Origin of the sequence: Microlunatus sp. GCM10028923, from assembly GCF_042666975.1 — a bacterium.
Classification (GTDB): Bacteria; Actinomycetota; Actinomycetes; order Propionibacteriales; family Propionibacteriaceae; genus Microlunatus.
Genome location: NZ_JBHTFF010000001.1, coordinates 873,565 through 886,807 on the forward strand (window position 1 = coordinate 873,565; position 13,243 = coordinate 886,807).

11 protein-coding genes are annotated in these 13,243 nt (G+C 70.8%); 5 read left to right on the forward strand and 6 right to left on the reverse strand.

What is annotated here, in order from left to right; genetic code table 11:
- Window positions 1-137 precede the first annotated feature (137 nt).
- Both ACFQU4_RS03935 and solA read left to right on the forward strand, forming a co-directional pair.
- Window positions 138-1,490, forward strand: a complete 1,353-nt coding sequence (locus tag ACFQU4_RS03935) for an MFS transporter (protein ID WP_377487222.1) — start codon at window positions 138-140, stop codon at window positions 1,488-1,490.
- Window positions 1,491-1,537: 47 nt separating this feature from the next.
- The gene (gene solA / locus ACFQU4_RS03940) at window positions 1,538-2,677 is read left to right on the forward strand and encodes an N-methyl-L-tryptophan oxidase (protein WP_377487224.1); all 1,140 of its coding nucleotides are present in this window, start codon (window positions 1,538-1,540) and stop codon (window positions 2,675-2,677) included.
- A gap of 123 nt (window positions 2,678-2,800) precedes the next feature.
- On the opposite strand, the gene ACFQU4_RS03945 is transcribed toward solA, so the two are convergent.
- Genes ACFQU4_RS03945 through ACFQU4_RS03955 form a run of 3 tightly spaced genes read right to left on the reverse strand, consistent with a single transcriptional unit; the run spans window position 2,801 to window position 5,618 of the window.
- Complete coding sequence (locus ACFQU4_RS03945) at window positions 2,801-4,384, reverse strand: amidohydrolase (RefSeq protein WP_377487226.1); 1,584 nt, start codon at window positions 4,382-4,384, stop codon at window positions 2,801-2,803.
- A complete protein-coding gene (locus ACFQU4_RS03950) occupies window positions 4,384-5,229 on the reverse strand; it encodes an alpha/beta fold hydrolase (protein ID WP_377487228.1) in 846 nt (281 codons plus the stop codon). The genes ACFQU4_RS03945 and ACFQU4_RS03950 overlap by 1 nt, the downstream gene beginning before the upstream one ends.
- A gap of 2 nt (window positions 5,230-5,231) precedes the next feature.
- Entirely contained in the window at window positions 5,232-5,618 is a 387-nt protein-coding gene (locus ACFQU4_RS03955) for a cupin domain-containing protein (RefSeq protein ID WP_377487230.1), read from the reverse strand.
- Window positions 5,619-5,775: 157 nt separating this feature from the next.
- Here ACFQU4_RS03955 and ACFQU4_RS03960 point away from each other — a divergent pair, with 157 nt between their 5' ends.
- Window positions 5,776-6,615 (forward strand): AraC family transcriptional regulator, encoded by an 840-nt coding sequence (locus ACFQU4_RS03960; RefSeq protein WP_377487232.1) that lies wholly within the window; start codon window positions 5,776-5,778, stop codon window positions 6,613-6,615.
- Here the strand turns inward: ACFQU4_RS03960 and ACFQU4_RS03965 are convergent.
- Window positions 6,584-8,638 (reverse strand): glutaminase domain-containing protein, encoded by a 2,055-nt coding sequence (locus ACFQU4_RS03965; RefSeq protein WP_377487234.1) that lies wholly within the window; start codon window positions 8,636-8,638, stop codon window positions 6,584-6,586. The genes ACFQU4_RS03960 and ACFQU4_RS03965 overlap by 32 nt on opposite strands.
- A gap of 89 nt (window positions 8,639-8,727) precedes the next feature.
- A complete protein-coding gene (gene aceA / locus ACFQU4_RS03970; protein WP_377487236.1) occupies window positions 8,728-10,047 on the reverse strand; it encodes an isocitrate lyase in 1,320 nt (439 codons plus the stop codon).
- Between the two features lie 241 nt (window positions 10,048-10,288).
- Here aceA and ACFQU4_RS03975 point away from each other — a divergent pair, with 241 nt between their 5' ends.
- Both ACFQU4_RS03975 and ACFQU4_RS03980 read left to right on the forward strand, forming a co-directional pair.
- Window positions 10,289-11,797, forward strand: coding sequence for a helix-turn-helix domain-containing protein (locus ACFQU4_RS03975; protein WP_377487237.1), 1,509 nt, complete (start codon window positions 10,289-10,291; stop codon window positions 11,795-11,797).
- A gap of 10 nt (window positions 11,798-11,807) precedes the next feature.
- The gene (locus ACFQU4_RS03980; RefSeq protein WP_377487238.1) at window positions 11,808-12,278 is read left to right on the forward strand and encodes a DUF4279 domain-containing protein; all 471 of its coding nucleotides are present in this window, start codon (window positions 11,808-11,810) and stop codon (window positions 12,276-12,278) included.
- Window positions 12,279-12,285: 7 nt separating this feature from the next.
- On the opposite strand, the gene ACFQU4_RS03985 is transcribed toward ACFQU4_RS03980, so the two are convergent.
- Window positions 12,286-13,203 carry a hypothetical protein gene (locus ACFQU4_RS03985; protein ID WP_377487240.1) on the reverse strand — a complete coding sequence of 306 codons (918 nt, stop codon included), beginning with the start codon at window positions 13,201-13,203 and terminating at the stop codon, window positions 12,286-12,288.
- Between the last annotated feature and the right edge of the window lie 40 nt (window positions 13,204-13,243).

The following is a 13,243-nucleotide window of genomic DNA, read 5'->3' on the forward strand; positions in this document are numbered from 1 at the left end:
CCTCCGACGGCTGCGGCCAGGATGCGGCATGTGGGCATCCCTCATCAAGTCGCTGTGGCCGTGTGCAGTCGGCACATGTGACCTGCGCAACGCGCGGTTTAGCGTGATCGAAACCCGGCGCACCCGGAGGGGGAGGCATGGCGCAGCTCGACATCGACCGTGCTGGTCTGGACTCCCGCCGGCAGCGGCGTCGCGCGGTGATCGGCAGCAGTGTCGGCACCGTGATCGAGTGGTACGACTTCACCCTGTACGGTCTCGCCACGGCGCTCGTGTTCGCGCCGATGTTCTTCGGCGACGCGGGCCTGGCCGGGATGCTCGGCTCGTTCGCGACCTTCGCCGTCGGCTTCCTGTCCCGGCCGGTCGGCGGGCTGATCTTCGCCCACTTCGGTGATCAACTCGGCCGGAAGGCGACGCTGCTGGTCACGCTGCTCACGATGGGGCTGGCGACGACCTTGATCGGCCTGCTGCCGACCGCCGCGACCATCGGGGTCTGGGCCCCGATCCTGCTCACCCTGTTGCGGATCTTCCAGGGAGCGGGTGCCGGGGCCGAGTTCGCCGGGGCGATGACGATGGCGAGCGAGTCGTCCGGCACCGCGAACCGGGCCTTCGTGGCGGGCTTTCCGGGAGCCGCGGTCTACGTCGGGATGGCGATCGCGACGTCCACCTTCGCCGTGCTCCGTGGGCTGATGCCGGAGCCGGCGTTCCTGGCCTGGGGCTGGCGGCTGCCGTTCGTCGCCAGCGGCGTGATCGTCGTGGTGGCGCTCTACTTCCGGCTGCGGGTGACGGAGACGGTGGCGTTCCGGGCGACCGAGCGGTCGGGTGTCGCGCGGGCGCCGCTGGCCGAGGCGGTCCGGTCGCACTGGCGGGTGCTGCTGCCCGGCATGGCGCTGTTCGTGTTCGCCCTGCCCTGGGTGTACGTGGTGCAGACCTTCTCGATCTCATACACGACCGGGACGCTGTCCATACCGCCGACGGAGGCCTTGATCGGCTTGATCGCCGCCGAACTGCTGACGATCCCGGCGACGTTGCTGTTCGGCCGGCTGGCTGACCGGGTCGGCCGTCGCCCGGTGTTGATCTTCGCCGCGATCTTCGCGATCTTGTACGCGTTCCCGATGTTCCTGCTGTTCGGCACCGAGGTATCGGTCGTGGTCGGCATCGGCCTGGTGCTCGGCCTTGCCGTGATCCAGGGCGCCACGATCGGGGTCTCCGCGGCGATGCTGGCGGAGATCTTCCCGACCCGGACCCGATGGAGCGGAATCGCCCTCTCGCGGGAGATCCCGGCCGCCCTGGTCGGCGGCACCGCCCCCTATCTGGCGACCTGGCTGGTCGCTGCGGCCGGCGGCGCGCCGTGGCTGGTCGCCGGCTACCTGGTGCTGCTCAGCGTGATCGGACTGATCGGGATCGGGTTCCTGCCGGAGACCCTGCGCCCGGAGGACCGGGCATCGTCCGCGACCTTGATCAACAGCGGACTTGATCACTCGACGACTTGATCATTGCTCTCTGAGGCACTGTCCAGCCCCGATTCGGAAAGGTGATCATGGAACAGTTCGAGGTGGCCGTCGTCGGCCTCGGCGCGCTCGGCAGCGCCGCCGCGTACCAGCTGGCCCGGCGCGGGGTGAAGGTCGTCGGCTTCGAGCAGTACGAACTCGGCCATGTCCGCGGGGCGTCGCACGACACGTCGCGGATCGTCCGGACCTCCTACGGCGCCGAACGCTACGTCCGGCTGGCCCAGTCGGCCTATCGGGACTGGGCGGACCTGGAGAGGGCGACGGGGGAGCGGCTGCTCACCGTCACCGGCGGCGTGATCTTCGCGCCCCGGTCGGGCCCGTACGACGCGGCCGACTTCGCCACGAGTCTCGCGGCCGCCGACGTGCCGTACCAGCTCCTCGAACCGGCCGAGGTGACGAAGCGCTGGCCGCAGTTCCGGCTCACCGGGGAGGTGGAGACCGTCTACACGGCCGACACCGGAATCGCGCACGCGGCCCGCACCGTCGCCGTGCTTCAGTTGCACGCAAGGGTTCTCGGCGCCGAGTTGCGGGACCGGACCCCGGTCCGGCGCGTGTCGCCGGAGCAGGGCGGCGTGATCATCCACACCGAGCACGGCGATGTCCGGGCCGGGAAGGTGATCATCGCCGCCGACGCGTGGACCAACGACCTGCTCGGCCCGCTCGGCGCGACGATCCCGCTGATCACCATGCAGGAGCAGGTCAGCTACTTCAAGCCGGCCCGGCCGGAGCACTTCGACCAAGATCGTTTCCCGGTCTGGATCTGGGAAGATCATCATTGCTTCTACGGCTTCCCGACCTACGGCGAGCCGACGATCAAGGCGGCCCGCGACCTCTCGGAGAACCTGATGTCGCCCGCGGACCGGACCTTCGAACCGTCGCCGGAGCTGCTGGCCGAGCTGGAAGACTTCCTCGGCCGGGTGATCCCGGACAGCGGCCCGCCGCTGCGGACCGTGACCTGCCAGTACGCGATCACCCCGAACCGCGAGTTCGTGCTCGGCCCACTGGCGCAGCACCCGGACCTGATCATCGCCCTCGGCGCCGGGCACGCCTTCAAGTTCACCCCGGCGATCGGCCGCATCCTGGCCGACCTCGCCCTGACCGGCGAGACGGGCGACGATCTCTCGGCCTTCGCGGTCACCACTGGGTCAGTCGGGAAGGCTCCTGGCTGACGTCGTCGTCGCGGCTGGCACTGTCACAAATCTGCAATGCAACGGTCCGCCGATACCGATTTCGGCGATTTCCAGGGCGTTGCCTTGCAGATTTGTGACAGGCAGTGGCGATGATGATCTTCCTCAGGAGGCCCAGCACCGTTCCCCGGCGATCCAGGTCTCGGCGACCCGTACCTCCGCGAGTTCCTCGGCGGGCACGGTGAACACGTCCCGGTCCAGCACGACGAAGTCGCCGGCGGCGCCGGGCTCCAGGACGCCGACCGGACCAAGATCAGCAAGCTTCCGGGCCCGGCCGGTGTAGAGCAGCACGGCCTGCGGCACGGTGATCGACTCGGGCTGTCCGATGTCGGTGCCGTCGTGGGCCAGGCGGCGGACGGCGGCGGCCACGGAGCAGAACACGTCGTCGGCGTCGTCCCAGGCCGTGGCCGGCCGGTCGGAGGTCAGGGCGAGCGGGAGGCCGGAGTCGTAGAGGGCCCGGATCGGGTACGCCACGCGGGCCTGGTCCGGCCCGAGGTTGTTCCGGTAGGCCGAGGTCTCGGCGAACAGGAAGATCGTGTGGGTGGCGATGCCGATGCCCACCCGGGCCCGGGTGAGGCGATCGACCAGGCCGGGAGCGACCAGGGTCGCGTGCTCGATCCGTACCGACGGTTGATCATCGAGCCACGGCTCGTCGTCGCCGAGCAGATCCACGACCCGGTTCAGGGCCCGGTCACCCATCGCGTGGACGGCGAGCTGGACCCGGTTCCGGCGGGCCCAGGCGGCCGCGTCCCGCAGCTCGTCGTCGCTGATGCTGCGAATGCCGTGCTCACAGGAATCGGGGTACGGGTCCTCGACCCAGGCGGTCCGGTTCGAGAAGGCCCCGTCGGCGAACACCTTGACGCCGGCGATCCGGATCGGGCCGGTGCGATCGTCGTCGGTCAGGTCCGCCAGCTCCGGCTGCCAGCCGGGGTAGAGCGCGACCCGCGGCCGGAAGCCGAGTTCGCGGGCGGCCCGGAAGGTCGGCAACGGATCCGCCACGAAGCTCGACAGCAGGTCGCAGACGCCGGTCAGGCCGTGCGACAGGAAATGCTCGTCCAGGTCGGCCAGCCGCCGGGCGATCGTCGCGGTGTCCGGCTCCGGGATCCGGTCGGCGACGGCGTCGACCGCGGCGATCTCGGTCAGCACCCCGGTCGGGCGGCCGTCGGCGTCGCGTTCGAAACGGGCTCCGGGCGGGTCGGCCGTCGCCGCCGTGATGCCCGCGAGCTCGAGGGCGCGCGTGTTGCACGAGGCCGAGTGCCCGTCGCAGCGCCAGACGAGCACCGGCTGCGTCGTCGACACGGCATCCAGGTCCCGCGCGTCCGGCGCCCGGCCCTCCGGGAACCGGGCGTCGTCGAAGCCGGTGCCGAGGATCCAGGCGTCCGGCCCGGCGCCGAGCGACGGATGCTCGCGGAGCCGGTCCAGCAGCGCGGCCAGCGAGGTCACCCGCGGCGGCAGGCAGTCGAGCGCGTCGGCCTGCGCCGCCATCACGGCCGGATGGGTGTGCACGTCGAGCAGGCCGGGCAGCACCGTCCGGCCGCCGAGGTCGGTCGCGGGCTGGCCGGCTACCTCGGCGGCGTCGCCGACCCAGGTCACGAGGCCGTCCTCGATCCGGAACGCCGACGCGAACGCGTCCTCGCCGTGGCCGGTGAAGACCGTCGCGTTGACGAAGAATCCACTGCCGTTGATCATCAAGGCTCCTCGGCCCGCTGAGTGGTTCGTACGATCGCGGCGACGATATCCGGCCACAGCTCCCACGGGATCAGGTGCCCCATGCCGGGATGGACCTGCAGCTCGGAGCCCTCGATCGCCTCGGCAAGATCAACAGCGGCACTCCAGTGCACGACGTCGTCGTCGCGGCCGTGCAGCACCAGAGTCGGTACGGTCACGCCGCGCAGCCGTTCCAGCCGTTCCGGCGCCCGCAACAGGGCCGCCCACTGCCGGGCGAAACCGTCCGGCGCGTAACCGCGGTCGTACGCCTCGCCGGCGGCCCAGGCGTGCCATTCGACCTGCGGGTCGTACCGGCCCGGCGCCGAGCGTGCGTATTCCCGCGCGGCCGCGACCACCTCGTCCCGGCTGTACCGGGGCGGCGGCGGCGACAGCAGCTCGGGCCGCTCGCCGCGCAGCACGTAGCGCGGATCGCGGCCCGGGAGCGTGCTGAGCAGGCCGAGGCTGCGCACCCGGCGCGGCTGGTCGAGCGCGACGACCTGCGCCATCATGCCGCCCATCGAGTGCCCGACCAGGTGCGCGGCCTCGACGCCGAGCCGGTCCAGCACCCGCACGACGTCACCGGCCAGGTCGGCGAGCTGGTAGCCGCCGTCGACGTCCTCGGGCCCGCCGAACCGCTGCGAGCGGCCGGTGTCGCGGTTGTCGAACCGGACCACCCGCAGGCCCTCGCCGACCAGCCGGGCGACGAGCTCCTCGGGCCAGCTGATCAACTGGGCACCGCCGCCGGAGATCAGCACCAGCACCGGGTCGTCCGGGTCGCCGGCCTCCTCGTAGTAGAGCTCGATCCCGTCGGTGTTCGCGTACGGCATGATCATCCTTCCGTGCTGGGCTGGGGCGGACCGAAGGCGAGGACCAGCTCGGCCGGTTCGGCCGACTCGTTGGCGACCCCGTGCCGGCTGCCGGCCGGGGCGTAGGCGGCGTCGCCGGGTCGCAGCACCGCGCGCTCGCCGTCGATCGTGATCACGACCTCGCCGGAGACGACGAGGTACAGCTCCTCCGAGTCGCCGGGCGAGCAGCTGGTCTCGTCGCCGGAGCGGTGCAGGTGCAGGCCTTCCTCGGCCCCGGGCTCCAGGTGGTAGAGCATGATCGACGTCGGCAGCGCGGTCCGCTCCCGGAAGTACCACTCGACGGCGATCGGACCGCGGCCCCGATAGAGCGTCCAGTCGTAGTGGTCCTCGCCGCGCCGCTGAATGATCATGCCTGGGATACCCCGCCTCCGCCTCGGTCCGATGGGTTCAAGTCTCGGCGAACCGCTGCACACGGCGGAACGGGCCGATGACCCACCCGCGGGCCCGCGGAATGGGCGGACGGTCCATGCCCAGCCCGTCCGAATCCCTGCGGTTAGGGTGGTTGGCATGGCAGGCGGAGCGTCGGAAGGCGGTGGCGACCCGCGCCTCGTCGATGATCACCGGATCGGCGCCGGCGTGCGCGAGGTGATCGTCTACGGCCGCGACTGCCCGGAGCTGGCCGAGGCCGGGATCGCCATGGTCGGCCTGTCGGACGTGCTGGACGAGTTCAGTTTCGTCCGTACGGATCCGGCCGAGGCCCAACTGCTCGCCTGTCGGGACGGCAGGGGCGAGGTCTGGGTGGACGGGAAGTGGGTCACCTGCCGGCCCGGATTCGCCTACCTCACCCCGCCGCACGTCCCGCACGCCTACCGGGCCTACGACAACACGCCGTGGTCGGTGGCCTGGGCGTCGTTCCGGCCGCTCCGGGCCGACATCGCCGGGCCGCTGCTGCGGCCGGTCGAGGCCGAGCTGTGGACCCAGTTGATCACCGCCCTGCACGCGGAGCAGGCCGGCACCGCGGACCGGGAGGTGGTTCGGATGCTCAGCGGTTTGATCAAGCTCTACCTGTCCCGGCAGCTCGACACCGGTGCCGATCCGCGGCTGGCCGATCTCTGGCGTACGGTCCGGCAGCGGCTGACCGACGACTGGACCCTGGACCGGCTCGCCGAGCGGGCCGGGATGAGTGCGGAACACCTGCGCCGGCTGTGCCTGCGCGAGTTCGGCCAGACGCCGTCGGCGATGGTCCGGGGCCTGCGGATGGAGCACGCCCGGCTGCTGCTGCGGACCACCGACCTGACGCTCGCCTCGATCGCCCGGCAGACCGGCTACCGGGACGCGTTCTCCTTCTCCCGGGCGTTCCGGCGGGTGGTCTCGATCAGCCCCGACCGGTGGCGCCGCCAGCAGTAGCGGCGCCCCGGCCGTTCCACTTCTCCCGGCGGGCCGGATCGGCGAGCAGCTCGATGAACGCACCGCCGACGACCGACCTGGCCTGGAACGGCCCGCCGGCGGCGGCGACCCGGCCGTCGTCGGTGTGGTAGATGTCGGTCAGTGCGATCCGCGACGGCGTCTCGTCCAGCCACCGGTAGGCGGCGTTGATCATGGTCGCGCGGAAGTCGGCGTCGTCGGTCAGCGCCGCGGTCCACAGCGACCAGTCGAACTTCGTGTAGGTCTCCCGGTTGTCCAACGGCAGCCCGTACGGGTTGAGCTTGGTCCGGTAGTAGGCGAGCTCGCGCTCGATCACGCTGCTCGGCACCAGGTCGAGGCCGAGCAGCCGGTCCCAGACCAGGTTGTACTTCTGGCTCCAGGTGTCCTGGGCGCCGAAGGCCAGCGCGGTGTGATCACCGAGATCGGCGTCCGCGTACCACTGCTTGATCATGGACTCGGACGTCGCCCGGTAGTCGGCGGCTGCGGCCGGATCGCCGAGCGCGGCCGAGATGTCCGCGTAGCAACGGATCCCGACGATCGCCTTCGCGGAGAGGTTGACGTTGTCGGCGAACGGCCCGGCGAAGTCGTCGGTGCAGAGCTGCTCGGCCGGCGAGGCGCCGTGCTCGACCAGGTAGTCGGCCCAGGTGCGCAGCAGTTCCGGGTTCCGCTCGGCCAGGCTCCAGTCGCCGGTCAGGCTGCCCAGCGCGCCGATCAAGATCAACATGTTGCCGCATTCCTCGAGCGGCATCTGATGATCTTCGGTCTCCTCGCCGCCGCCGTACACCTGGCCGTTGGCCAGTGGGTAGGTGCCCAGGTCGTGCGGCGCGTACGGGAAGCGCCAGCGCGGCGACGCGGCGTAGTCGAGGATCGGCCGCAACTGGGCGATCAGCAGTTCGGGCCGGAACAGCAGGAACATCGGCGCCGAAGGATAGGTGACGTCGACGGTGCCGATGCAGCCGTTGGAGTAGTTCTCCTTGGAGAAGTAGAGCAGCGTGCCGTCGTGATCTTGGACCAGCTTGTGCGCCGCCAGGCACTGCCGGTACGCGAGCGAGGCGACCGCCGCGTACTCGGAACCGCCGACCGCGGTCAGATCGGCCTCGACCTCGGCGTCGAACGCGACACAGCGTTCCTTGATCGACACGAACTCGGCGGCCGCCTGGCGCAGCAGCTGCTCGGCGGTCAGCCCCTGGGACCGCCAGTACGGCCGCAGCTTGCGGTGGTGGTACTCGATCGAGAACTGGTCGTCGTACGCGACGATCAGGTGCCGGTCGGCCGGCTGGTCCGGCCGGACGGTCAGGGCGGCGGTGCACGCCGCCGCGGGCGCCTTCCGGCCGGCCGGTGCCGGGAACTCCAGCGAGTCGCTCGCCGGCAGCGGTTCGCCGGCGACGAAGGCGTCCAGCGCAGCGCCGCCGTGCACCACGACGGACCGGTCGAACTGACCGTCGGCGTACGCGAGATAGGCCCAGCCCCAGTCGATCCGAAGATCATCACCGCTCCGGTTCAGCACCCGCTGGTCGGCGTTGCCGAACCCGGCCACCGTCAGCCCCTCGACCGCCGGCCGCACCGCGACCACCGACTGCGTCCCGCTGTCCACGCTCAACTGGGCCGGCAGCTGGAAGAACAGCTCGACCTCATGATCATCACCGTCGACCGACTCCACCCCGAACTCGAGATAGGTGACCGGCCAGGACAGCCGGACCAGGTCGTCCGGCAACGCCGGCGTGATGAAGCTCAGCGTCAGCCGTACCCCTAGTTCCTCGAACCGGTAGACCGTCCGGGTCGGATGCACCACCACGTCGAGCTGCGGCATCGCCGCCGGCCCGTTCCGCCCGATCACCCGCCGCGCCGTACCGTCGATCCGCACCGCCCCGACCAACGGCTGCACCGCCGACGTCCAGTGCTTCGTCGGAGCGTCGGTCAGCCGGTCCGCCATGGACCAGACACTGAGGTACGGATCGATGGTGATCAAGGGAACCGCCGGTGGGCGCAACAATGCAGAACTCATAGGCTCGAGCCTGCCCGGTCGCAACCGGGCAGGCCATGGCCCCGTTCCACCTCTCCCTACCCCGAATCCACGCCCACCGATCCGGCCGATCAGTGGAACTGCTGCTGCTCGGTGGAGCCGGCGAGGGCGGTGGTCTCGCTGGTCGGGTTGAGGGCGGTGGCGACGGCGTCGAAGTAGCCCGTGCCGACCTCGGCCTGGTGCTTGGTGGCGGTGTAGCCGTTGGCCTCGTCGCCGAACTCGGCCTCCTGAAGCTCAACGTAGGCAGACATTCCGCGACGGGAGTAGTCGCTGGCGAGGGTGAACATCGAGTGGTTCAGGGCGTGGAAGCCGGCCAGGGTGATGAACTGGAAGGCGTAGCCGAGTTCGCCGAGTCGATCTTGGAACTCGGCGATCTGGCGGTCGTCCAGGGCGGCCTTCCAGTTGAACGACGGCGAGCAGTTGTAGGCCAGTCGCTGACCCGGGAACTCCCGGCGCAGCTCGGTCGCGAACTCCTCGGCCAGACCAAGATCAGGAGTGCCGGTCTCGACCCAGATCAGGTCGGCGTACGGTGCGTACGCCTTGGCCCGGGCGAGCACGGGCTCGAGGCCGCTGCGGACCCGGTAGTAGCCCTCGGCGGTCCGCTCGCCGGTGCAGAATTCGGCGTCGATCGGGTCGACGTCGCTGGTCAGCAGGTTCGCCGCCAATGCGTCGGTGCGGGCGATCACCAGCGTCGGGACGCCGAGCACGTCGGCGGCCAGCCGGGCGCTGTTCAGGGTCCGGACGTGCTGCCGGGTCGGGATCAGCACCTTGCCGCCCAGGTGGCCGCACTTCTTCTCCGAGGCGAGTTGATCTTCCCAGTGCACTCCGGCGGCGCCGGCGGCGATCATCTGCTTCATCAGCTCGAAGGCGTTCAGCGGCCCGCCGAAACCGGCCTCGGCGTCGGCGACGATCGGCGCCAGCAGCCGGCCCGGTTCGCCGGCCGGGCCGCGGTTGTTCGCGGTCTCGATCTGGTCCGCGCGCAGCATCGCGTTGTTGATCCGGCGGACGACGGCCGGCACCGAGTTGGCCGGGTACAGGCTCTGATCGGGGTAGGTCTGGCCGGCCAGGTTGGCGTCGGCGGCCACCTGCCAGCCGGACAGGTAGATCGCCTCCAGCCCGGCCTTCACCTGCTGCACCGCCTGATTGCCGGTGAGCGCGCCGAGGCTGCGGACGAACCGCCGCTCGTCGAGCAGCCGCCACAGCTTCTCGGCGCCGAACCGGGCCAGCGTGTGCTCCTCGACCAGCGATCCGCGCAGCGCCACCACGTCCTGGGCCGTGTAGCTGCGCGAGATGCCGGCCCACCGCGGGTTGGTGGCCCAGTCCCGCTGCAGCTCGAGTGCGGGATCCGGGGCGGTCTCGGTCCGCTGGGTCGGGTTGATGGTGCTGGTCATGATCACTCCTTCGGTCGTCGCTCCCCGGCGGTACGGGAGCCGGTGATCACCACTGTCGACCCGCGGCGAGGGCCCGGACCGGCCCAGCCGCCGTCAAGTCCGGCCGTCCTTGACGAGTTCCGGGTTTTGCGCGCCGGAGCCCGTACCCACTGATCGGGCCGAGCCCGCGAATTGTCAAGAATCGAAGAACTTGACTGGGGCATCGGGGTCTGGCGGCGGGAATGCGTGCTTCAATCGCGATATGCGCGAGGAAGCGTCAAGATCCGATCTTCTTGACGGGCGGCGTGGTCGCCCGATCGGGCCCCGGTCCGACCGGCCGGCCAAGCCGTCCGACGGCCCCGACGCGCTGCTGATCGGGAAACGGCTGCGGCACCTGCGCAAGAGCCACGGCCGCACGCTGGATCAGGTCGCGACCGCCGCCGGCATCTCGCCGTCCGCCCTGTCCCTGATCGAGACCGGCAAGCGGGAGGCCCGGCTGTCGGTGCTGTCCGCGCTGGCCGAGGCGCTCGGTGCGGAGCTGGCCGACTTCCTCTCCGCGGCCGCGCCGAACCGGCGGGCCGGCCTGGAGATCGAACTGGAGCGAGCACAGCGACTCGCCTCGTTCGCCGACCTCGGCGTCGCGCCGGTCCGGACCGGGCCGCGGCTGCCGCTCGACGCCCTGGAGTCGCTGGTCGCGCTGCACCGTTCGCTGGCCGCGGTCAAGGCGGAACGGGACAGCACCCCGGAGTACGCCCGGCGCGCCAACTCCGACCTGCGCGCCTGGATGCGCGCCTCGGACAACTACTTCCCGGAGATCGAAGACCTCGCGGACGCGTTGTTGATCAAGATCGGCCACCAGGGCGGACCGCTGACCCGGTTCGGCGTGGCCGGGCTGGCCGAGGTGATGGGCTTCTCGCTGCTGTCGGTGCCGGACCTGCCGCGATCGACCCGCAGCGTGACGGACCTGGACCGGCGCCGGATCTTCCTGCCGACCACGGACGCGCAATCCCAACGCACGCTGGCCCTGGCGGCGCTCGGCCACGTCGCTCTTGATCATCGTCCGCCGGCCGACTACGCGGAGTTCCTGCGCCAGCGGGTCGAGGTGAACTACTTCGCGGCGGCCGCGCTGGTGCCGCAACGGTGGGCGGTCGAATTCCTGCAGCAGGCCAAGGCGGCCAAGGATCTCGAGCTCGAGGACCTGCAGGAGCGCTATTCGGTGTCGTACGAGATGGCCGCGCACCGCTTCACCAACCTGGCCACGAAGCATCTGGAGATCCCCGTCCACTTCATGCGGGTCAACCAGGCCGGGATCATCTACAAGGCGTACTCCAACGACGGCGTGATCTTCCCGATGGACCCGTCCGGTGCCGTGGAGGGGCAGCAGGTGTGCCGCTACTGGACCGCGCGGGAGGTCTTCGAGAGCGAGGACTGGACGCAGCCGTACCGGCAGTACACGGACACCGCCGGCGGCACCTTCTGGTGTACGGCCGTCGCGGAGCGAGGGGAGCGGGAGAACTTCTCGGTGTCGGTCGGCACGCCCTATCAGTACGTGAAATGGTTCCGCGGCCGGGACACGGCGCACCGGGGCCGATCGACCTGCCCCGATCCGGCCTGCTGCTCCGAGCCGCCGGAACGCCTGGCCACCCGCTGGCGGGGCCGGAACTGGCCGAGCGCGAAGGTGCAGTCGAGCCTGCTCGCCTCGCTGCCCGCCGGTGCCTTTCCCGGCGTGGACGAGACCGAGGTGCTGGAATTCCTGGACCGGCAGCCCTAAGGTCTGGTCGGTGCGAATCCGGCAGTACGTCTACCTCGCCCTGACCAGCAGCAAACTCTCGGCCAGCCAGATCGGCCAGCGGATCGGCCTGGAGCCGGACGAGGTCGGGGTGCTGGGCAGTCGCCGGGCTGATCCGCCGCGACCGCCGCGGCACACCTGGAAGCTGGTCTGCCGCGAACCCGGACTGCGGGTGGACGAGCAGATCGGCCAGCTCCTGGTACGGCTGCGGCCGCACCGGGACGCGATCGCCGAGTTCGCCCGCGAACTGCGCCGGGACGACCCGAATCACGGCGGCGGCCGGTTCTTCGTGGTCCGCAACTTCGATCACGAGGACGGCGAGGAGGAGCTGCTCAGCCCGCCGGACGCCGAGTTCCAGAAGCTGCCCGGCCAGCACCAGCTGCTCGGCTTCGACCTCGACGCCGAACTGATGGCCTTCCTGGTGGAGGCGCAGGCCGACCTGGACGTCGACGAGTACGGCTGATCCGCCGTCAGAAGTGCGGCCCGCCGGAGTAGTTGCTGGACGGCCCGTACCAGGTGTTCTTCGTGGCCCGCTTGCTGATCTCCTCGAGTTCCTCCGGGGTGAACCGGTGCGCGACGATCTTGACTCCGCTCACCCGCTGCCACTGGTCCACAAGCGGCCGCTGCTCGGTCCACTCGGTGAGGCGGTCCCCGGTCGCCGGGGCGAATTCCACCACCAGATAAGGATCCTCGGCCTGCAACCGGTCGATGGCCTCGTTGACCTGGGCCGGTGTCAGGTCGGTGACCGGATCGCCGAGTGACGGGTTCGGCGGCTGCTCCAGGGTCTGCAGGGCGATCACCAGCCGGTTCTTCCGCGGCCCGGTCCGACCGTGCCGGGGCCCGATCTGGTACGTCCAGACGGGCGCCTCGGCGACCTCCTCGATCGCCCGTTCGCGGGCCGCCCGGCGCTCCCGGAACTGGCGTGCGCTCTCCTCGCGCCGGCGCCGATCCTCGGCGTCGATCCGGTCCGTGAGGTCGGCCGCCTGGTCGCGGAACCTCAGGTACGCCGCTCGCACGTCGGCCCGGATCCGCTCCACGGTGGCGTCCACCTCCTGCCGGACCGGTTCCGTACGGCCGCCGCGCCACCGCCAGGCCAGCCAGCGGAAGGCGTTCTTCGGCGGGTTGAGTCGTGACCCGGCTCGGAGCTGTTCGGTCCAGCCGAGTTCCGTGGCCCGTACGATTTCGGCGGTGGCCCGCCGCCACCGGACGGCCTCGTCCGGGGACGCGTCGAACTCGATGCTCCAGCCGCCCGGGTGATCATCGGCCACGCAGAACAGGTCGCGGATCTGGTCCACCTCGGTCCCGTCGAGCAGGAAGTGTTCCCATCTGATCACGTGGCTCAGCCGTAGGCACCGCAGGCTGACGGAGGGTCTGCCGGTCTCGGTCACGGTTCCATCCTCGCCGCTCCGGGCCGATCCGGACCCGGTC